The following is a 19,525-nucleotide window of genomic DNA, read 5'->3' on the forward strand; positions in this document are numbered from 1 at the left end:
TATTTTTATAAAAAATTTTTTAAAAACCTATTGACAAAATAAATATGGTAATATATACTATAATCGAAAGTCAAAGAAAGTCAAAGATAAAGAGGTGAGTACATGGCCAGGATAAGCGACGTTATAGAGATGTTTATAAAAAAGTTGATAGATGAAGCGCAAAACGGCATTGTAGAGATAAGAAGAAATGAGCTGGCGAGCAAATTTCAGTGTACTCCATCTCAGATAAACTATGTGCTGGAGACGCGGTTTACGCCAGAGCTGGGTTATTACATCGAAAGTCGCAGAGGTGGTGGCGGTTGCATAAGAATAATTAAATTGAACATAGATGAGAAAGAATATATAAAAGACATAATAACAGAAGGTATAGGCAGCAGCATCTCTCAAGGAGACGCATATGCTTATCTAAATGCCCTTTATAGAGATGGGTTTATAAAAGAAAGGGAATTTTTGATCATGAAATCTGCACTATCGGATAGGATTATAGGATTGGACCCGGAACTGCGCAATATTGTACGTGCCAGTTTGTTCAAGGCTATGTTGTTAGCGGTTTTAAATAGTTGATGTTGAGAAAAGAAAAGGAGGTATTTAAAATGATATGTGAAAGGTGTCAAAAAAGGCCTGCGACGGTTCATTATACTCAGATAATCAACGGGCAAAAAACTGAAATGCATCTGTGCGAAGAATGTGCTAGAGAGACAGGCCAGTTGAATTTTGAACCCTTCACTTTGCCGTTTGGTTCATTTTTCTCCATAGATAATCTTCTTTCAGGACTGATGGATTATACGGCTGATGATTACATGATCCAGAGCGTAAAATGCAGTTTTTGTAACAGCACCTATGAAGACTTTAAAAAGACGGGGCGATTAGGTTGTGCGCGTTGCTATAATGTGTTCAGGGATAGATTGATGCCGCTTGTAAGGAAAATACACGGCCACAACCTGCATAAGGGGAAGGTGCCTAAAAGGGCTGGCGGGAATTTGCGTATTGAGCGACAGATTGAAAGGCTTAGAGAGCAGCTAAATGATGCGGTAAGAAGAGAAGCCTACGAGGAAGCCGCTAGACTGAGAGACCAGATTAAAGAATTGGAGAAAAAATTAGGGAGGTGAGATAATGGATAACTGGATAGATATGAATGGGCCTGATGGGGATGTGGTTTTAAGTTCAAGGATAAGGCTGGCCAGGAATTTAAGCGATTTTCCTTTTCCTATTGCCATGAGCGATGATGATGCTGCTAAGGTTAAGGCACAGGTAAGAGATAGTATATTAAAGAGCAATACCGTATTGTCTAGGGATTTTGATTATGTGGATTTGGCGAAAACTACACCACTGGATAGAATGGCCTTTGTGGAAAGGCATCTCATAAGCCCTGATCTGGCCAGGGAATACAAGCGGGGAGCGGTGCTTCTAAGCCGCGATGAAAAAGTGAGTATCATGATCAATGAGGAGGATCATATACGTATTCAAACCATTTTCCCGGGGCTCCAGCTGAAAGAAGCTCTAGATCTGGCAGACAAGATTGATGATGTTATGGAGGAAAATTTGAAATACGCTTATGACGAAGAAATTGGTTATTTAACCTCATGTCCTACCAATATTGGTACAGGCCTTAGGGCATCTGTTATGTTACATCTTCCGGCGCTGGTTATGTCCGATCAGATAAAAAATGTGCTGGCAAATCTCAATAAAATCGGTCTGGCCGTCCGCGGCATATATGGTGAAGGTACAGAGGCTTTAGGGAATATATTCCAGATATCCAATCAGATTACCCTGGGACAGGGTGAATCCGAGATTATCGAAAATATGATTGGCGTTACAAAGAGCATAATATCCAATGAAAGATATGTCGCTCTTGAGATGTATAAAAATAATAAGATGAGAATTGAGGACATGGTATATAGATCTTATGGCATCTTAAAGAGTGCCAGAATTTTGAGCTCGGAGGAGTGCATGAAGCACCTTTCTAATGTCAGGTTGGGCAAAAATCTGGGCATAATAAAAGCTGAAATGCCTATTAATGGACTTTTAGTATATACTCAACCTGCGAATATACAGAAAATAGAAGGAAAAGAGTTATCGCCTTTTGAAAGAGATGTGGCGAGGGCTGCGTATGTTAGAGAAAGGATAAAATAAATAGAATAATGGAGGTGTACGTATATGGCGATGTTTGGAAGATTTACTGAGAGAGCACAAAAGGTATTATATCTGGCACAGGAAGAGGCCAGAGCATTAAATCACAACTATGTAGGGACTGAGCACCTGTTGCTGGGACTTATAAAAGAAGGAGAAGGTATTGCAGCACAGGCTTTGAAAAATCAAGGAGTGAAGCTTGAAACCATAAGGCAGAAAGTAGAAAGTCTTATAGGGAGAGGAGCCATGCCTACAGAGGTCGTTGGTTACACGCCGAGGGCTAAGAGGGTGCTGGAGCTGAGCTTTGCTGAAGCGCGCAGGCTTGGTGTAAATTACATCGGTACAGAGCACATCCTTTTGGGACTTATCAGGGAAGGCGATGGTGTTGCAGCAAGGGTATTGTCTGAACTAGGTGTAGATCTAAATAAGACGCGAGATGAAATAATGAAGCTTCTAAATCAAGAACCTTCGGGCATTAAGCAGGCATCCAGGAATAACAATACACCTACTTTAAATCAATACGGGCGCGATTTGACTGAATTAGCAAGAGAAGGAAAACTGGATCCTGTTATAGGCAGAGAAAAAGAAATCGAAAGGGTTATTCAGATTTTGAGCAGGCGTACCAAGAACAACCCATGCCTTATAGGAGACCCTGGCGTTGGAAAGACAGCTATTGTAGAGGGCCTCGCACAGGAGATCGTAGAAGGCCGTGTACCCGAAATTATAAAAGATAAACGCCTAGTAACACTGGATCTGGCCTCAATGGTAGCAGGTTCTAAATACAGAGGAGAATTTGAAGAGAGAATAAAAGCAGTATTATCGGAGATAACAAGAGCTGGCAACGTCATTCTCTTTATCGATGAGCTGCATACGCTGATAGGAGCAGGTGCAGCAGAAGGCGCTATAGATGCATCCAATATATTAAAACCTGCGTTGGCTCGAGGCGAGATACAGGTCATTGGTGCCACAACCCTTGATGAATACCGCAAATACATCGAGAAGGATCCAGCGCTTGAGAGAAGATTCCAGCCTATACAGGTGGATGAGCCTTCGGTAGAGGACACTATAGAAATTTTGAAGGGCTTAAGGGATAAATATGAAGCTCATCACAGGGTTAAGATAACCGATGAAGCGTTGGTAGCTGCGGCAAAACTTTCAGATAGGTACATCACTGATAGGTTCTTGCCGGATAAGGCTATAGATCTTATTGACGAGGCAGCTTCCAGAGCCAGGTTGCAGACGTTTACGGCCCCTCCCGAAATAAAAGAGTTGGAAGAAAAAATACAAAAATTGCAAAAGGAAAAGGAGGAAGCTATAAGCACTCAGGAATTTGAGAAAGCTGCAAGGCTGAGAGATGAGGAGCAGAAGTGCAGAGAAGAGCTTGAAAAGATAAAGGAGCAATGGGAGCATAAAAATCTCTCCAAAGATAAGAGCGTTACGGAAGAAGATATCGCCAATATCGTATCACTGTGGACAGGTATCCCTGTAAAGAAACTGGCGGAAGAAGAATCTGAGAAATTGCTCCATCTCGAGGAGATCCTGCACAACAGGGTAATCGGGCAGGATGAGGCTATTGAAGCTATATCTAGAGCTGTTAGAAGGGCCAGAGTAGGCCTTAAGGATCCCAAGAGGCCTATAGGTTCGTTCATATTCTTAGGTCCTACAGGTGTTGGAAAGACAGAACTAGCCAAGGCATTGGCAGAAGCTATGTTTGGCGATGAAAATGCCATGATACGGCTTGACATGTCAGAATATATGGAGAGGCATACCGTATCCAGGTTGGTAGGTTCACCTCCGGGATATGTAGGCTATGAAGAGGGTGGTCAGCTGACAGAGAAAGTGAGGAGAAAGCCGTATTCGGTGGTACTGTTTGACGAAATAGAAAAGGCCCATCCCGATGTGTTTAATATATTGCTTCAGATATTAGATGACGGAAGGCTTACAGATGCCAAAGGAAGAACAGTAGATTTCAAAAATACGATTATAATTATGACATCAAACGTGGGAGCTGATCTTATTAAAAAGCAGGCTACGTTGGGTTTTGCTGCATCTACCAATGAAGCAAAAGACGCGTATGAGAAGATGAAAGAAAACGTAATGGATCAATTAAAGCGCACATTTAGGCCCGAATTCCTCAACAGAATAGATGAAATCATAGTGTTCCACCAGTTGACGATGGATGACATCAAGAAAATTGTGGATATAATGCTCAAAGATCTAAACGAGAGGCTTAAGGCCAATAATATTCAGCTCATATTGAGCGATGCTGCAAAAGAATACCTTGCTAAGGAAGGTTATGATCCTGCGTTTGGAGCAAGGCCTTTGAGGAGGGCTATTGAAAAGACGATAGAAAATACTCTTTCTGAAAAGATGTTAAAAGGTGAAATAAAACAAGGTGATGTGGTGTATGTGGATGTTAAAGACGGCAAACTGGATATAACGAAAAAAGAGGGCGCTGTGGTTTAAGCCCTCTCTTTTTGTTATAATTTACGTACGAGGGGGTTTTAATGTGGCAGAAAGGACTCGCTTTATATGCCAGAATTGCGGCTATGAAACTTCAAAATGGATGGGTAAATGTCCTTCTTGTGGTCAATGGAATACCTTGCAGGAAGAGATTATTGAGAAAATTGATAAAAAAAGAGAAAAGCGAACCGGCAAAGAGCCTGAGCTTATAAGCAATATAAGCAGTAAGGTTATGGGAGAAAATCGGTTTAGCACGGGATTTGATGAATTGGATAGGGTAACAGGTGGAGGTATTGTGCAGGGGTCATTGGTGCTCATAGGAGGAGACCCGGGCATAGGGAAGTCAACGCTGATGCTGCAGATGTGCAAAAACATAGCAGGGACTAAAAGAGTTTTATACATATCGGGGGAGGAATCAGTACACCAAGTCAAGATGAGGGGAGAAAGGCTGGGAATAAGAAATGAAAGGATATATCTGGCGTCGGAGACCGATATATACGCTATTATTGAGCAGGTAAAAGCGTTAAAACCTGATGTTTTGATAATCGATTCTATACAAACAATATATGACCCTCAATTATCGTCATCGCCGGGGAGCGTAAGCCAGGTAAGACAGATAACCTCATATTTGATGCATATAGCCAAAGGCATGAATATTACCACAATTATAGTAGGACATGTGACAAAGGATGGTTCTATAGCCGGCCCGCGGGTACTGGAACATATGGTGGATACGGTGTTATATTTTGAAGGGGAAAACAGGCTTATGTATCGGATGATACGAGCTGTTAAAAACCGCTTTGGATCTACCAATGAGGTGGGTATATTTGAAATGATGGCGGATGGCATCAAAGAAATTAAAAACCCATCTGAGATGTTATTGCGTGGTAGACCTGCAGGCGTATCAGGTTCATGTGTTACCTGTTCTATGGAGGGGACGAGACCGCTGTTAGCAGAATTACAGGCCCTGGTCACGCAGACCAATTTTGGCATACCTAGGCGCATGTGTACAGGCATTGATTTCAACAGGATGCTCATGATCACAGCGGTGCTTGAAAAAAGAATTGGTATGATGCTTGGTAATCAGGATATATACCTTAACGTGACGGGAGGTATAAAGCTTACCGAACCCGCATGTGATCTGGCATTGGCACTGACTATTGTTTCCAGTTATAGGGATGTATGTATAAGTGAGGGCCTGGTAGCTGTAGGTGAAATAGGTCTGGCCGGAGAAGTAAGGCCTGTAACCCAACCTGCAAAGAGGATTATAGAAGCTTACAGGATGGGTTTTGATGCTATTATTATACCATATGAAAACTTAAAAGGCCTTGAATATCCTGAGAAGATAAAAGTATACCCTGTTAAAGATTTGAAACAGGCTTTGAGCATCGCCATTAAGTCAATGTAAAAGGACCCAGCCAATTTAATTTTTTATATTCTTCTATAATGAGGTCAAACATGTTAATGTTTAAAAGGTTGCATAAAGCTGCTAGATAGAACAGGTGATTTGTGATCTCTTTTTCAACGATATCCCTACAATTATGGCAGAGATTTCCTTCGAGATGGGAATCTACAACATACGGCAAATCATCAAAATCTATATCTTCTGGTATTTCCTGCTTATGCGCATTGATGTTTAGGCAACCACAAATTGTAACGGACTTTGCTATAGCTCTGTTTATACGAGCATCTGTTTCCTGCAATTTTGTCATTACGTCCAGAATGCTTTTATGCCTTATAAGTACATCTCTAACGGTGTTTTGAAAATCATCGCAGATTATGTCTTTCATAATCATCACCTCATCCTTAGTATTTGATAACTTACCGCTGTTATTCATGGGATAATTTTGCGGGCTTGCCAATATAGGTGGTTGTGATAAAATTAAGATAAGTAAAAAAATTTAAGGAGAGGTAACGATGAAAATTGATAAAGAAAAGATTCTGGATCATTTTTATTACGAATGGTGGAAATACGTAGTTGCTATCCTCATTATTTTGTTTGTGTGGAATATAACATCAAATTATATTTATCAGAAGAGCATTGAGGGGAAAAAAATTGAGATATACCTGGTGGGACCGTATTTGGCTGACAGCAATCTGCAACATATAAAAAGCCGCATGCTTAGAGATTTTCCAGAGTTAAAAGAGATATTGCTTTCAAATATTCCAATGCGTGGGCCTGAGGATATGGCAGCGTGGCAAAAGGTCATGACTTATATAGGTTCTCAGACTGGAGATATTTACGTTTTTGACAAGGACATATTTGTCCAGTTCGCTAAAAGAGGGGCTTTTTTACCTCTTGAAAGCTATTTGAAGAACGGAGTTTTAAATATTCCTAGAGATGACACTGCCAGGGGAACTGTGCTCTCCGATTTAGATAAAAAAGATCATGTTTATGGATTGCCTATTGATAGCCTCCAAAAATTAAATCAGATGGGTTTTGATACCAGGGATAAATTTATATCGGTTACGGCATTTTCAAAAAAGAAGGATACATCTGTTAAAATCCTAAGGTGGATATTTGACAATTTGCGTTAAGAGGGGTGATTAAAAAATATGGTAAGATGTCAATAATAAGAAGGAGGTGATGATTATGAAGAGAATAGTAAGAATAGTGGTTTCAATGTTTGGCTTGCTGATAGGATATGAATTGAGTGCAGTGGTGCTTATGTTCGTGGGATTGCGTATCGTTATCAAACCAGATTCGCCTTTATATTTTGGACTATTAGCAATTGGAACGCTTGTGGGGGGTTTTATTTTTTATGTTATGACGCCTGGCTTCATACAACGGTGTAAATTAGCATCGTTACACTTCGAAAAATTTATACAAAAGGTGTCTGCAAAGGACATCATACTGGGAGCAATCGGATTGATTTTAGGCCTTATTATAGCCAATCTTATAAGCAGCCCCTTTGTCAGGATACCATATATAGGATACCTGATACCTGTAATTATAGATTTGCTTTTCGCATTTATAGGCGTAGAAGTGGCGGTGAAAAAGAAAGAGGAATTGATAAATTTTATCATTTCATTGAGAAAGAGCAGAGAAAAGTATGGCAGAGAAGACGGCATGACGCCAAAGCTTTTAGATACCAGTGTTATAATTGACGGAAGGATTTTTGATATATGCAAAACGGGTTTTGTAGAAGGGCCTATAATAATACCCAGCTTTATATTGGAGGAACTCAGACATATTGCGGACTCATCCGATACCTTGAAGAGAAACAGGGGTAGACGGGGGCTGGATATATTAAATCGTATGCAGAAAGAGCTGGATATAAGAGTGGATATATTTGAGAAGGATTTTGAAGATATCGCGGAAGTGGACAATAAGCTGTTGAAATTGGCTCAACTGTTAAAAGGGAAGGTAATCACCAATGATTATAATCTCAATAAAGTGGCTCAATTTCAAGGTGTGCCGGTTCTTAACATAAATGAACTCTCTAACGCCGTAAAACCTGTAGTGTTACCAGGTGAAGATATGAAGGTTTTGATTATAAAGGAAGGCAAGGAAAATGGCCAGGGGATTGCGTATCTGGATGATGGTACTATGATAGTGGTAGAAGGCGGGAAAAATCATATAGGAGACAATGTGTTGATAACGGTTACCAGTGTATTACAGACGGCTGCAGGCAGGATGATTTTTGCGCGTTTAAAATCCGATGCCCAGGAAAAGGTGATCTAGACTGAATTGGGGGAAGAAACATTGAAGGTATGTGCTCTTATAATGGCTGCGGGTAAGGGTAGAAGGATGCAAATGGATAAAAATAAGGTTTTTTTGCCTTTGAACGGCAAACCTATTATTACTTACTCTGTTGAAACAATTAAGAAATCAGGTATTGACGACATAGTGGTAGTTACATCTAAGGACGATATTGATTTTTGCTCAAATGAAATTTTGAAAGGATATGAAGTCAGATATGTAGAGGGTGGAGCTGAAAGGCAGATATCGGTATACAATGGTCTTATGGCTATAAAAGAAACAAATTGTGACCTGGTTTTGATTCATGATGGCGCAAGGCCCTTTGTCACAGAATCTATTATCAGGGAATCTATAGAAGCTGCAATAGAACATGGAGCAGCGGCGGTGGGCGTAAAAGTAAAAGATACCATAAAAGTGGTTAAAGACGGTTTTATCCTGCATACTCCACCAAGGGAATCTCTTTGGGCAGTACAGACTCCTCAGGTTTTCAGATATGATTTGATACTTAAGGCTCATCAAAAGGCTATAGAGGATAATTTTTTATCTACAGATGATACCGTTTTGGTTGAGCGTATGGGAATAAAAGTAAGAATGATAGAGGGCGCATATAGAAATATTAAGATAACCACTCCTGAAGATATATATATAGCAGAGGCTTTAGCATCAATGAACTGATAACATAAGTAAAGATGCCCGCATATAATGGGATATGGGGTGGTAAAACATGCTCCCTGTAGTCTTTTTGCCGGGCATCTTTGGTTCAGTTCCGCTCTTATGGGGTAGATGGAGCTTTGGTCCGTCGATTTGGTACTATAAGCCCATTATTCAGGCAATGAAGGATTCTGGACTGACTGTGGAAATAGCTTATTATGGCTGGTGGGAGAATAATCTTTTATCTGCTCGCAAATATCTTATACCAGCTATTGATAGAGTTCTTAAATCCAATAAAGAAGATAAAGTGATTATTGTATGCCACAGCATGGGAGGTATTGTGGCAAGAAGTTATATACAGTCGGATTTTTATAGAGGCGATGTAGAAAGGATTATCATGCTGTGTACGCCCAATGAGGGTTCTGCTGATGCCTATTATCCGTGGGAGGGTGGTCAGGTACCGCCTTCGCCTTATGATGACTTTGTAAATATGCTTTACAATGGTTTTATATGGATGATAAGCAGGATAACAGGCAAGCCCATAACTTATAATTTGATAAGGGAATATATTCCATCGATAAAAGAGCTGCTTCCTACTTCAGACTATGGCAGTTACCTTTTTGAATATAGAGATGAAGATAATTTTCCAGTATTTATACCTCAATCCACTATGCATGAAAAAAATGATTATTTAAATGATTTAAATGCTAAGGTGGAAATCATAAAAAGGCGGGGAATAGATGTCTTTTGCTTCAATGGTAAGGGATATTATACCAATAAATATATACAGGTTGATACGGAGACTGATAGACAAGAAGGCCTTTGGATTGACGGTAAACCAATGGCAGAAATAAGATCAAAAATGGGAGATGGCACGGTGCTGGCGTCCAGTTCCCGATATGTTTTTGATAGCATCACGCTTAATACATCTCATATGGGCGTTCTCAAAGATGGGATACCATACCTTTTAAAGCAGCTGGATGTAAAGAAGTTGCCCGCTGTATATGCCGAGAATATACCATTTAAAGGTTATTTGGCATATATTATCGATAAAGCATCATCCTGTAAAAAATTGTTAAGGGATTGCTATGACGTGCTTGGCAGGTTTGAATGGGGGGTCATGTCAGATCAAAGCGAACTTTTGCTTGAGATACCCTCTCCAGGTCGCGATATGTATCTCTATACTTATAACAGCAATGGTTCCGCTCAGACTGACTTAAAGCTGAGGGATGTTAAAGCCGGCTGCCATAGGCTTGTTATAAAAAATGTAAGGGGGTTCAAGCCTATAATTGAATTTAAGTGAGAAAAATGGTAAAATAGAAAAACAGTAAATGGGGGATATTATGCGCATTGGCATAGGTTTTGATGCTCATAGATTTGAAAAGGGCAGAGAGCTGGTACTTTGTGGCGTTGCAATTCCATATGAAATGGGGCTTTTAGGCCATTCAGATGCAGATTGCCCATTGCATGCCCTTATTGATGCTATGTTTGGCGCTGCGGCAATGGGTGATATAGGTATGCATTTTCCTGATAGCGATGCAGCGTATAAGGGTATATCCAGCTTATTGCTTCTTAAAATGGCTAATGATAAGTTAAAGGAGAAGGATTTTTGCGTCAATAACTGCGATATAACAATTATTGCTCAGAAGCCAAAGCTGGCGCCATATATTGATAAAATGCGAAAAAATATCGCTGAAGTACTTGGCATATCTCTGGACAGGGTAAGTGTAAAGGCTACTACCACTGAGGGTCTGGGGTTTACAGGGCGCCAGGAAGGTATAGCCTGTATGGCAGTAGCGAGCATAAGAGAAATTGATTGAGGAGGATCGAAATGAGATTAACGCAGCTTTTTTTGCCTACGTTGAGAGAAGTTCCTGCAGAAGCAGAGATAACGAGCCATAAATACATGTTGAGAGCCGGCTTGATGAGAAAATTGGCCGCAGGAGTATATGTTTATCTTCCACTGGGGTATAGAGTTTTGAGAAAAATAGAGAACATAGTAAGAGAAGAAATGGATAGGTCTGGAGCACAAGAGGTGCTTATGTCAGGCATTATACCTTCAGAATTGTTGGAGGAGTCAGGGCGATGGAGTGCATTTGGGCCTGAGATGTTTAAACTTAAAGATAGGCATGAACGGGATTTCTGCCTTGGACCTACCCATGAAGAGGTTTTTACATATGTGATGAAGGAGCTTACATCTTACAGAGATCTTCCTAAGATATTATATCAGATTCAGACGAAGTATAGAGATGAAAAAAGGCCGCGTTTCGGCGTCATTCGCAGTCGTGAATTTATCATGAAGGATGCCTATAGTTTTGACATGGATTGGGAAGGGCTTGATGTTTCATTCGGCAAAATGCACGATGCATACTGCAGAATATTTGACAGATGCGGCTTAAAGTATAGGGTTGTGCAGGCTGATTCGGGAGCCATGGGAGGGAAAGAATCCAATGAGTTTATGGTGATGTCAGAGGTAGGTGAAGACGAAATAGCTCATTGCGAGAACTGTGATTATGCGGCAAATGTTGAAAGAGCCGAGTCAAGGCCTGATATCAGAGAGAAGCAAGAGGAGAAACCGTTGGAGCTGGTGGCAACCCCCGATGCCAGGACTATTCAAGAGCTGACGGATTTCTTTGAAACGTCTCCCGATAACTTTGCCAAAACGCTTATTTATACGGTAAAAGATCAGGTAATAGCTGTTGTCATAAGAGGAGATAGGGAACTCAATGAGGTAAAGCTTGTCAATATCCTTGAGTGCACCAAAGACGACCTTCGCATGGCCGAAGATGATGTGGTCAAAAATGTAACAAATGCTGAGGTGGGCTTTGCTGGTCCCGTGGGCCTTAAAGTGGATAAGCTTATAGTTGATGAGGAAGTAACTTACATGTCTAATTTTATAGTGGGTGCCAATAAGACAGGTTACCATTATAAGAATGTAAATTATGGCAGAGATTTCAAAGGCGATATAGTTGTAGATGTCAGAAAAGTAAGTGATGGAGATGTGTGCATAAGGTGCGGGGGAAGGTTGTCAATTTCTAAGGGTATTGAAGTTGGTCATATATTCAAACTTGGCACTAAGTACAGTGAGGCGCTGGGTGCCAAGTATTTGGATGAAAATGGTCAAGAACACCTTATGATAATGGGCAGTTATGGTATAGGCATTAACAGAATAATGGCTGCGGTTATAGAACAAAACAGCGATGAAAACGGCATAATATGGCCAATGTCCATAGCGCCTTATCATGTTATAATTGTACCTGTGAACACATCCGATGAAGTTCAAGCATCTCTCGCAGAAGACCTGTATGATGTGTTGTCTAGAAATGGTGTAGAGGTGCTCCTGGACGACAGAGATGAGCGGGCAGGAGTCAAGTTTAAAGATGCTGATCTTATTGGAATACCTATAAGGATTACGGTAGGTAAAAAGGCCAGAGATAGGGTAGTTGAGATAAAGGATAGGAGGACAGGAGAGTCTCTGGATTTAACTGTGGACCAGGTGTTGGGGTACATAAAACAAAAAATTGAGGAAAACATGAGCAAAAAGGAGTGATGATGATGAAAATCGTCGGGATATCCATTGATAAGCGAACAGATTCAGCTCTCAAGGTGCAGGAGATATTGACTAGGTATGGTGACAATATCATAGGGAGATTTGGCATTCATGATCCTGAGGATGAGCGTGGCCTTATTACCCTTAATATGAAAGCAGATGAAAGATATATGGAAGAGTTTTTAGGCGAGCTGATGTCTCTGGAGGGTGTAAGAGTAAAGTATATGGATATGGATTAAATTTATGGCCTTGATATCTGTGAAAATAATAGATATAATAATATCAAAGGTGAATATGTGATGCGATGAATGGGAAAGTAGGTATTAAGGATGCGTACAGAGAGTAGCTGTTTTAGCTGAGAGCAGCTTCGCTTACTTAATACTGAAGTGCGCCCTGGAGCAGTGTTAAACCGGTTGATGCCGTTATAAATCTTGAGGTGAAGGTGTATTTACGCCTTAAGCAGAGTGGAACCGCGGTATACCCGTCTCTGGGGGAGACGGGTATTATTTTATCCGAGAAGGGAGATGAGGATTATGAGGCTTTTAAATGAGATAAAAGAGGATATACAGGCTGTGCTTGAAAGGGATCCTGCTGCTAAGAGTGTATTGGAAGTAATATTGTGCTACCCTGGATTGCACGCTATAATACTTCATAGATTAGCTCACTTTTTGTACAATAAAGGGCTGGTTATTTTACCCAGGCTTATTTCGGAATTTAGCCGATTTATTACAGGCATTGAGATACACCCTGGTGCTAAAATAGGCAAAAGATTATTTATAGACCATGGTATGGGTGTGGTAATCGGAGAAACGGCTGAGATAGGTGATAATTGTACGATATATCAGGGTGTTACATTGGGAGGTACAGGTAAAGAAAAAGGCAAAAGACATCCTACTATCGGAAATAATGTGGTAATAGGTGCTGGAGCGAAAATTTTAGGGCCTTTTAAAGTAGGAGATAACTCTAAGATAGGTGCGGGCGCAGTGGTTTTAAAAGAAGTGCTCCCCAATTCTACTGTAGTGGGTGTGCCTGGAAGAGCTGTAAGAAGATGCGGTGTTGCTATTAATAAAGATGAAGTGGACCTGGACCACCACAAATTGCCTGATCCAATTAAACAGGAGATAGAGTATTTAAAGCACAGAATTGAACTACTGGAAAAACGGATAAATGAGTTGGAAGGAGGAAAGTGCAAGGATGCGGCTATATAATACCATGACAGGTCAGAAGGAAGAATTTATGCCTTTAGAGCCCGGCAAAGTAACCATGTATGTATGTGGTCCTACTGTTTACAATTATTTCCATATTGGTAATGCCAGGGTATTTATCGTGTTTGACGTGGTGAGAAGATATTTTGAGTATAAAGGTTACAAAGTAATTTATGTGCAGAATTTTACAGATATCGATGATAAAATGATCAAAAGGGCTAATGAAGAAAATATTACAGTAAAGGAATTGGGAGATAGATTCATCAGGGAGTACTTTGAAGATGCTGAAGCGCTAGGGATAAAAAGGGCGACAGTACATCCAAGGGCCACGGAGAATATAGACAATATCATTGAATTTATTAAGAAGCTTATAGATAAAGGTTATGCTTATGTAGTTGATGGTGATGTGTATTTTGATGTGAGCAAACTAGATGATTACGGTAAGTTATCTCATAAGAACATTGAGGATTTGATATCTGGAGCGAGAGTTGACATCAGTGAAAAAAAAGATGATCCACTGGATTTTGCTTTATGGAAAGCACAAAAAGAAGGAGAACCCGGCTGGGAGAGCCCATGGGGTGTAGGTAGACCTGGCTGGCATATTGAGTGCTCAGCAATGGCCAACAGGTATCTGGGGCAAACTATAGATATACACGCAGGGGGACCTGACCTGGTATTTCCCCATCACGAAAATGAGATAGCACAGAGCGAGGCGGCAAATGGCAAGCCATTTGCCAGGTATTGGATGCACGTAGGGTTTTTGAATGTAAACAACGAAAAGATGTCCAAATCCAAGAATAACTTTTTTACCGTGAGGGAATTGAGGCAAAGATATAATCCCGAATTAATCAGGTTTTTTATTCTTACTTCCCATTATAGAAGCCCTTTGAATTTTAGTCTGGATTTACTGGACCAGGCAAAGAATGGGCTTGAAAGGTTGCATAATGGGTTTGACAATATTAAGTTTTTCATGAAAAAGGCAAATAAGAACAATTCAGCTCTTACTGCTGAAGAGATGGGTTTTATAGAGAAAATAGATAGCTACAAGAAAAAGTTCATAGAAGCTATGGACGATGATTTTAATACGGCTGATGCTATTGCAGTGATCTTTGAGCTGATAAGGGATTGCAATAGCTTTATAGGTGAAGGTATTAATATACAGGTTGTGGAAAAAGCGTATGATGTGCTTTCGGAGTTTGCCGGAGTTTTAGGCATTTTAACAGAAAAAGAAGAGCTATTGGACGAAAATATTGTAAAGCTGATAGAAGAAAGGGAGAAGGCAAGAGCAGAGAAAAATTGGGCTCTGGCTGATAAGATAAGGGATGAGCTCAAAGAAAAAGGTATTATTTTAGAAGATACGCCTTCAGGTGTGCGATGGAAACGCGCATGATACCTCCTTTGGCTCTGGCTTATATCGGGGATAGCGTGTACGAGCTATATATAAGGGAGAAGCTGCTATTGAGCGGTGTAACCAATGTCCGTCGGCTTCATGGCAAAGCAGTAGGTTATGTTAAGGCTAAAGCCCAGGCGGAAGGGCTTCGCAGAATAATGGATATTCTGACAGAAGAAGAGCTAAATGTTGTTAAGAGAGGACGAAATGCCAAATCGTATACGGTTCCTAAAAATGCGGATGTACAGGATTATAGACATGCGACCGGACTTGAGGCGCTTATAGGCTATTTGTATTTAAAAGGAGATACCGATAGGTTGATGTTTTTAATGGAGCAACTTATTAGCAACATAGACGATGAAAAAAAGGGAGAGTGATATTGATGGAGGTTAAGCTATTAACTGCTACGCCTGATTTTTTAAAAGTTATATGGGTTGCTGCGAGAACTTGCAAAAGCCATAAGACACCTTATGAATTATGGCAGGAGGAACCTTTAGAGGCAGATATGTTAAGATTAGCCAGGAACATAATAAATTCGGGCCATTTGAGCATATTAGAGCACTGTACCATGACTTTTGCGGTGTCAGGTGTTTCTAGGGCATTATTGGCTCAATATACAAGGCATAGGATAGGTGTAAGTATTTCTGTACAGTCCCAGAGAGCAGTATCAGAGTCTTCGCAGAAAAACAAGGGGATTTTTGAGTATATAATGCCGGATAGCATAAAAGATAATGAGGATGCAAAACAAGTCTTTGAAAACGAGATAAAACGCATACAGGAATGTTATGATGCTCTTAAGGCCATGGGTATCAAGAATGAAGACGCGAGGTTTATTTTACCCAATGCTGCTTCCACCAATTTTGTTACAACTTTGAATTTAAGATCATTGATGGATGTATATCAAAAACGGGTTGTTGTACCGGGAGCACAATGGGAGATAAAGCAGATGTTAAAGCGTATGGCAGAACTTGTAGTGCAAAGAGAACCGTGGTTAAGCGAGTTTTTCAAAGATGAGGGATAAAATATGGACGAAGAATTCTACATTGGTGGAAAGAATGCTGTTGTAGAAGCTTTAAAAGCAAATAGTTTTATTGATAAACTGTATATAGCTGTTGGCGCTAAAGGCCAGATAATAGACGAAATCATAAAATTAGCTAGGGAAAAAGGAATACCAGTGCAACTGGTTAGCAGGGACAAATTAGATGAGTTCTATGCAGGCAAACATCAAGGCGTTGTTGCCAAGACTCCTCCTTATGTATATAAAGAAGTGGATGATATTCTGGCTATAGCTAAAAATAAAGGGGAACATCCTTTTGTCATCATACTCGACGGCATACAGGACCCTAATAATTTAGGTTCTGTATTGAGGACGGCTGATGCTTGCGGGGCTCATGGGGTTATCATTCCCAAAAACAGAGCGGTTGGTATTACTCCTGGAGTTATCAAGGCATCGGCCGGAGCTATTCAGTATGTTTCTGTAGCAAGAGTTACAAATATAACGAGGACATTAAAAGAGCTAAAAGATGTAGGGCTCTGGATAATAGGAGCAGATATGGATGGTGCTATAAACTATTGTGATGCTGACTTCAAAGTGCCTGTAGGTCTTGTCATAGGCAGCGAAGGATATGGCATAAGCAGGCTTGTAAAAGAGAATTGTGATATTTTAGTAAAAATACCTATGGTAGGTAAAATAAATTCGCTAAATGCTTCTATAGCATCAGCAATATTAATGTACGAAGTGTTGAGGCAGAGGAACTTTTGAAGGGTGTTAGAATGAATGAAGTACTTTTCGTGGATGGATATAACATAATAAATGCGTGGCCGGAATTGAAAGACTTAAGTAAGGCGAATCTTGAGCTGGCAAGGCAGGAGCTCATCAACATGATGGTAGAATATAAGGCATACAAAGGTATAGAGGTTTTTGTGGTCTTTGATGCCTTATACGTCAAGGGAGCCGCAAATCGCACAGAGATGTATAAAGGAGTCCATGTGGTGTTTTCAAAATATGGTGAGACGGCTGATCATTATATAGAAAAAAATATCGCCAAATATATAAAGAACAACTGTATAGTAAAGGTGGCCACATCGGATTGGGTAGAACAACAGGTGATAATGGCTCAGGGTGCCATAAGGGTATCTGCTTCTGAACTAAAAGAAGAGTTAAAGAGGTTTAAAGAAAGTATATCAAGAGAAATCAATAGAGGACACGATACCAATACCGTATGGGATAATGTGTCGCCGGATGTGTTGGAAAAATTAAAAAAAATGCGGAATAGAAACTGATGTTCACTTGACTATTTTATGATAACAAATATAATATAAACTGTGGTCATGTATTGTCCTGCCTATAATTCTACTGGAGGCGATATCCTTGAGGTGCGAAGCCCAAAATGACGAAATAAATTTGAACGGTGAAGAACTGGATGAAGACATGGTATTAAAGGCTCAAAAAGGTGATAAAAAAGCATTTGAAAAACTGTTTAATAAATATAGCGGTGTGGTAAAAGCTAAAGCCAGAGCCTATTTTCTCATCGGAGCAGAAAAAGAAGATATAATACAGGAGGGAATGATAGGTCTTTTTAAGGCAATACGCGATTTTAAGGTGGACAAGCTAACTTCATTTAGAGCATTTGCTGAGATGTGTATAACAAGGCAGATAATAACAGCTATAAAGACGGCAACGAGACAAAAACACCTGCCGTTAAATTCATATGTTTCTCTTAATAAGCCTGTATATGAGGAAGAGTCAGAGAGGACATTATTGGATTTGATTGCGGAGGAAAAGGTTTGCGACCCTGAAGAGCTTTTGATCAGCAGAGAGGAATACCGCGGCATCGAGAGTAAATTGAATGAAATTCTCAGTGATTTAGAGAGCGAGGTATTGTCATACTATTTGCAAGGAAAATCGTATCAAGAAATAGCTGTAGGAATGGATCGACATGTGAAATCTATTGACAATGCTCTTCAGAGAGTAAAGAGGAAACTTGAGAAGTACCTTGAAGAGAGATCAAAATAGCCAGATTATTACTTATGTATTGACATTATTGCAAAAAAGTTATATACTATTACCTGTGACGCCCATGTAGCTCAGTCGGTAGAGCGTCGCCTTGGTAAGGCGGAGGTCACCGGTTCAAGTCCGGCCGTGGGCTCCATTTATATATTTTTAATAATTTTTATATTATGATACGCCCGGATGGGTTTATTTTATAAGTTGATAGGAGGAAAAGAGATGGCAAAAGCACGTTATGAGAGAACGAAGCCCCATGTAAATATAGGGACGATAGGGCATGTTGATCATGGGAAGACGACATTAACAGCGGCCATAACAGCGGTATTAGCGACGCAGGGCAAGGCCGTAAAGACAGCATATGATGAGATAGACAAGGCGCCAGAGGAGAAGGCGAGAGGAATAACGATAAACACAGCGCACGTAGAGTATGAGACAGAGAGCAGGCATTATGCGCACGTAGATTGTCCTGGGCATGCCGACTATGTAAAGAACATGATAACAGGTGCTGCGCAGATGGACGGAGCGATATTGGTTGTATCAGCTGCGGATGGTGTAATGCCTCAGACGAGGGAGCACATACTGTTAGCGAGGCAGGTAGGGGTACCGTATATAGTAGTATTTATGAACAAATCAGACATGGTAGACGATCCCGAGCTATTAGAGATAGTAGAGATGGAAGTAAGGGACTTACTGAATGAGTACGAGTTTCCTGGAGATGACACGCCGATAGTGGTAGGGTCAGCGTTAAAGGCATTAGAGTGTGGATGTGGAAAGAGAGAGTGCGAGTGGTGCGGGAAGATATGGGAGTTAATGGATGCAGTAGACAGTTACATTCCGACACCGGACAGAGAGATAGACAAACCGTTCTTAATGCCGATAGAGGACGTATTTACGATAACAGGAAGAGGAACAGTTGTTACTGGTAGAGTAGAGAGAGGGACATTAAAGGTAGGAGAAGAGGTAGAGATAGTAGGGTTATCGACGGAGAAGAAGAAGACAGTAGTAACAGGTGTAGAGATGTTCAGGAAGATACTGGACGAAGCGCAAGCAGGAGACAACATAGGAGTATTGTTAAGAGGCATACAGAGAGAGGAAGTAGAGAGAGGGCAGGTATTAGCGAAGCCAGGTACGATACATCCGCATACGAAATTTACGGCGCAGGTATACGTACTGACGAAAGAAGAGGGAGGAAGGCACACGCCGTTCTTCAACGGGTACAGGCCGCAGTTTTACTTCAGGACAACAGACGTAACAGGGACCATACAGTTACCGGAAGGTGTAGAGATGGTGATGCCCGGGGACAATATAACGATGACGGTAGAGTTGATAACGCCGATAGCGATAGAAGAGGGATTGAGGTTTGCTATAAGGGAAGGCGGAAGGACTGTAGGAGCTGGTACAGTCGCTTCTATAATAGAGTGAT

General features: G+C 40.7%; 21 protein-coding genes, 1 tRNA gene and 1 other annotated feature. Of the genes, 21 read left to right on the forward strand and 1 reads right to left on the reverse strand.

The genetic code is table 11. The features are described 5' to 3' along the window. Window positions 1–102 precede the first annotated feature (102 nt). From BUB87_RS09720 to radA, 5 genes are read left to right on the forward strand one after another with little or no spacing between them, the layout of a single operon-like run. Window positions 103–564 carry a CtsR family transcriptional regulator gene (locus tag BUB87_RS09720; protein WP_073344731.1) on the forward strand — a complete coding sequence of 154 codons (462 nt, stop codon included), beginning with the start codon at window positions 103–105 and terminating at the stop codon, window positions 562–564. A 29-nt stretch (window positions 565–593) separates the two neighbouring features. Continuing rightward, window positions 594–1,109, forward strand: coding sequence for a UvrB/UvrC motif-containing protein (locus tag BUB87_RS09725; protein WP_073344734.1), 516 nt, complete (start codon window positions 594–596; stop codon window positions 1,107–1,109). Window positions 1,110–1,113: 4 nt separating this feature from the next. Beyond that, window positions 1,114–2,133: a protein arginine kinase gene (locus BUB87_RS09730; protein ID WP_073344737.1), complete on the forward strand. Its 1,020-nt coding sequence runs from the start codon at window positions 1,114–1,116 to the stop codon at window positions 2,131–2,133. Window positions 2,134–2,157: 24 nt separating this feature from the next. Beyond that, window positions 2,158–4,596 carry an ATP-dependent Clp protease ATP-binding subunit gene (locus BUB87_RS09735; protein WP_073344739.1) on the forward strand — a complete coding sequence of 813 codons (2,439 nt, stop codon included), beginning with the start codon at window positions 2,158–2,160 and terminating at the stop codon, window positions 4,594–4,596. 43 nt (window positions 4,597–4,639) lie between these two features. Then, the gene (gene radA / locus BUB87_RS09740) at window positions 4,640–6,001 is read left to right on the forward strand and encodes a DNA repair protein RadA (RefSeq protein ID WP_073344742.1); all 1,362 of its coding nucleotides are present in this window, start codon (window positions 4,640–4,642) and stop codon (window positions 5,999–6,001) included. Here the strand turns inward: radA and BUB87_RS09745 are convergent. Then, window positions 5,988–6,383, reverse strand: a complete 396-nt coding sequence (locus BUB87_RS09745) for a DUF1573 domain-containing protein (protein WP_073344744.1) — start codon at window positions 6,381–6,383, stop codon at window positions 5,988–5,990. The genes radA and BUB87_RS09745 overlap by 14 nt on opposite strands. Before the next feature lie 127 nt (window positions 6,384–6,510). Here BUB87_RS09745 and BUB87_RS09750 point away from each other — a divergent pair, with 127 nt between their 5' ends. From BUB87_RS09750 to tuf, 16 genes are all read left to right on the forward strand, one after another. Further along, window positions 6,511–7,131 carry a hypothetical protein gene (locus BUB87_RS09750; protein WP_073344747.1) on the forward strand — a complete coding sequence of 207 codons (621 nt, stop codon included), beginning with the start codon at window positions 6,511–6,513 and terminating at the stop codon, window positions 7,129–7,131. A 55-nt stretch (window positions 7,132–7,186) separates the two neighbouring features. Further along, window positions 7,187–8,278 carry a PIN/TRAM domain-containing protein gene (locus BUB87_RS09755; RefSeq protein WP_234946011.1) on the forward strand — a complete coding sequence of 364 codons (1,092 nt, stop codon included), beginning with the start codon at window positions 7,187–7,189 and terminating at the stop codon, window positions 8,276–8,278. A gap of 21 nt (window positions 8,279–8,299) precedes the next feature. Next, window positions 8,300–8,971, forward strand: a complete 672-nt coding sequence (gene ispD, locus BUB87_RS09760) for a 2-C-methyl-D-erythritol 4-phosphate cytidylyltransferase (RefSeq protein WP_073344749.1) — start codon at window positions 8,300–8,302, stop codon at window positions 8,969–8,971. 49 nt (window positions 8,972–9,020) lie between these two features. Then, window positions 9,021–10,250: an esterase/lipase family protein gene (locus BUB87_RS09765; RefSeq protein WP_073344752.1), complete on the forward strand. Its 1,230-nt coding sequence runs from the start codon at window positions 9,021–9,023 to the stop codon at window positions 10,248–10,250. Window positions 10,251–10,290: 40 nt separating this feature from the next. Beyond that, window positions 10,291–10,767 (forward strand): 2-C-methyl-D-erythritol 2,4-cyclodiphosphate synthase, encoded by a 477-nt coding sequence (gene ispF / locus BUB87_RS09770; protein ID WP_073344754.1) that lies wholly within the window; start codon window positions 10,291–10,293, stop codon window positions 10,765–10,767. Between the two features lie 11 nt (window positions 10,768–10,778). Beyond that, on the forward strand, window positions 10,779–12,497 hold the full coding sequence (locus BUB87_RS09775) for a proline--tRNA ligase (protein ID WP_073344757.1): 1,719 nt from the start codon (window positions 10,779–10,781) through the stop codon (window positions 12,495–12,497). A gap of 5 nt (window positions 12,498–12,502) precedes the next feature. Beyond that, window positions 12,503–12,736 (forward strand): hypothetical protein, encoded by a 234-nt coding sequence (locus tag BUB87_RS09780; RefSeq protein WP_234946012.1) that lies wholly within the window; start codon window positions 12,503–12,505, stop codon window positions 12,734–12,736. Between the two features lie 56 nt (window positions 12,737–12,792). Beyond that, window positions 12,793–12,989 (forward strand) — a binding site (T-box leader). Window positions 12,990–13,030: 41 nt separating this feature from the next. Then, entirely contained in the window at window positions 13,031–13,705 is a 675-nt protein-coding gene (gene cysE, locus BUB87_RS09785; RefSeq protein WP_073344762.1) for a serine O-acetyltransferase, read from the forward strand. Then, the gene (cysS, locus tag BUB87_RS09790; protein WP_073344765.1) at window positions 13,692–15,092 is read left to right on the forward strand and encodes a cysteine--tRNA ligase; all 1,401 of its coding nucleotides are present in this window, start codon (window positions 13,692–13,694) and stop codon (window positions 15,090–15,092) included. The genes cysE and cysS overlap by 14 nt, the downstream gene beginning before the upstream one ends. Next, complete coding sequence (locus BUB87_RS09795; RefSeq protein ID WP_200792801.1) at window positions 15,089–15,469, forward strand: Mini-ribonuclease 3; 381 nt, start codon at window positions 15,089–15,091, stop codon at window positions 15,467–15,469. The genes cysS and BUB87_RS09795 overlap by 4 nt, the downstream gene beginning before the upstream one ends. A gap of 5 nt (window positions 15,470–15,474) precedes the next feature. Further along, complete coding sequence (gene thyX / locus BUB87_RS09800; protein ID WP_073344782.1) at window positions 15,475–16,113, forward strand: FAD-dependent thymidylate synthase; 639 nt, start codon at window positions 15,475–15,477, stop codon at window positions 16,111–16,113. A gap of 3 nt (window positions 16,114–16,116) precedes the next feature. Next, complete coding sequence (gene rlmB, locus BUB87_RS09805; protein ID WP_073344770.1) at window positions 16,117–16,854, forward strand: 23S rRNA (guanosine(2251)-2'-O)-methyltransferase RlmB; 738 nt, start codon at window positions 16,117–16,119, stop codon at window positions 16,852–16,854. 11 nt (window positions 16,855–16,865) lie between these two features. Then, window positions 16,866–17,375 (forward strand): NYN domain-containing protein, encoded by a 510-nt coding sequence (locus tag BUB87_RS09810; protein ID WP_073344773.1) that lies wholly within the window; start codon window positions 16,866–16,868, stop codon window positions 17,373–17,375. An 88-nt stretch (window positions 17,376–17,463) separates the two neighbouring features. Continuing rightward, window positions 17,464–18,108 carry an RNA polymerase sporulation sigma factor SigH gene (gene sigH, locus BUB87_RS09815; RefSeq protein ID WP_268761637.1) on the forward strand — a complete coding sequence of 215 codons (645 nt, stop codon included), beginning with the start codon at window positions 17,464–17,466 and terminating at the stop codon, window positions 18,106–18,108. A 60-nt stretch (window positions 18,109–18,168) separates the two neighbouring features. Then, a tRNA-Thr gene (locus BUB87_RS09820) sits at window positions 18,169–18,244 on the forward strand. A 77-nt stretch (window positions 18,245–18,321) separates the two neighbouring features. Then, window positions 18,322–19,524, forward strand: coding sequence for an elongation factor Tu (gene tuf, locus BUB87_RS09825; RefSeq protein WP_073343013.1), 1,203 nt, complete (start codon window positions 18,322–18,324; stop codon window positions 19,522–19,524). Window position 19,525 lies beyond the last annotated feature (1 nt).

This window comes from Caldanaerobius fijiensis DSM 17918 (assembly GCF_900129075.1).
Lineage (GTDB): Bacteria > Bacillota > Thermoanaerobacteria > Thermoanaerobacterales > Caldanaerobiaceae > Caldanaerobius > Caldanaerobius fijiensis.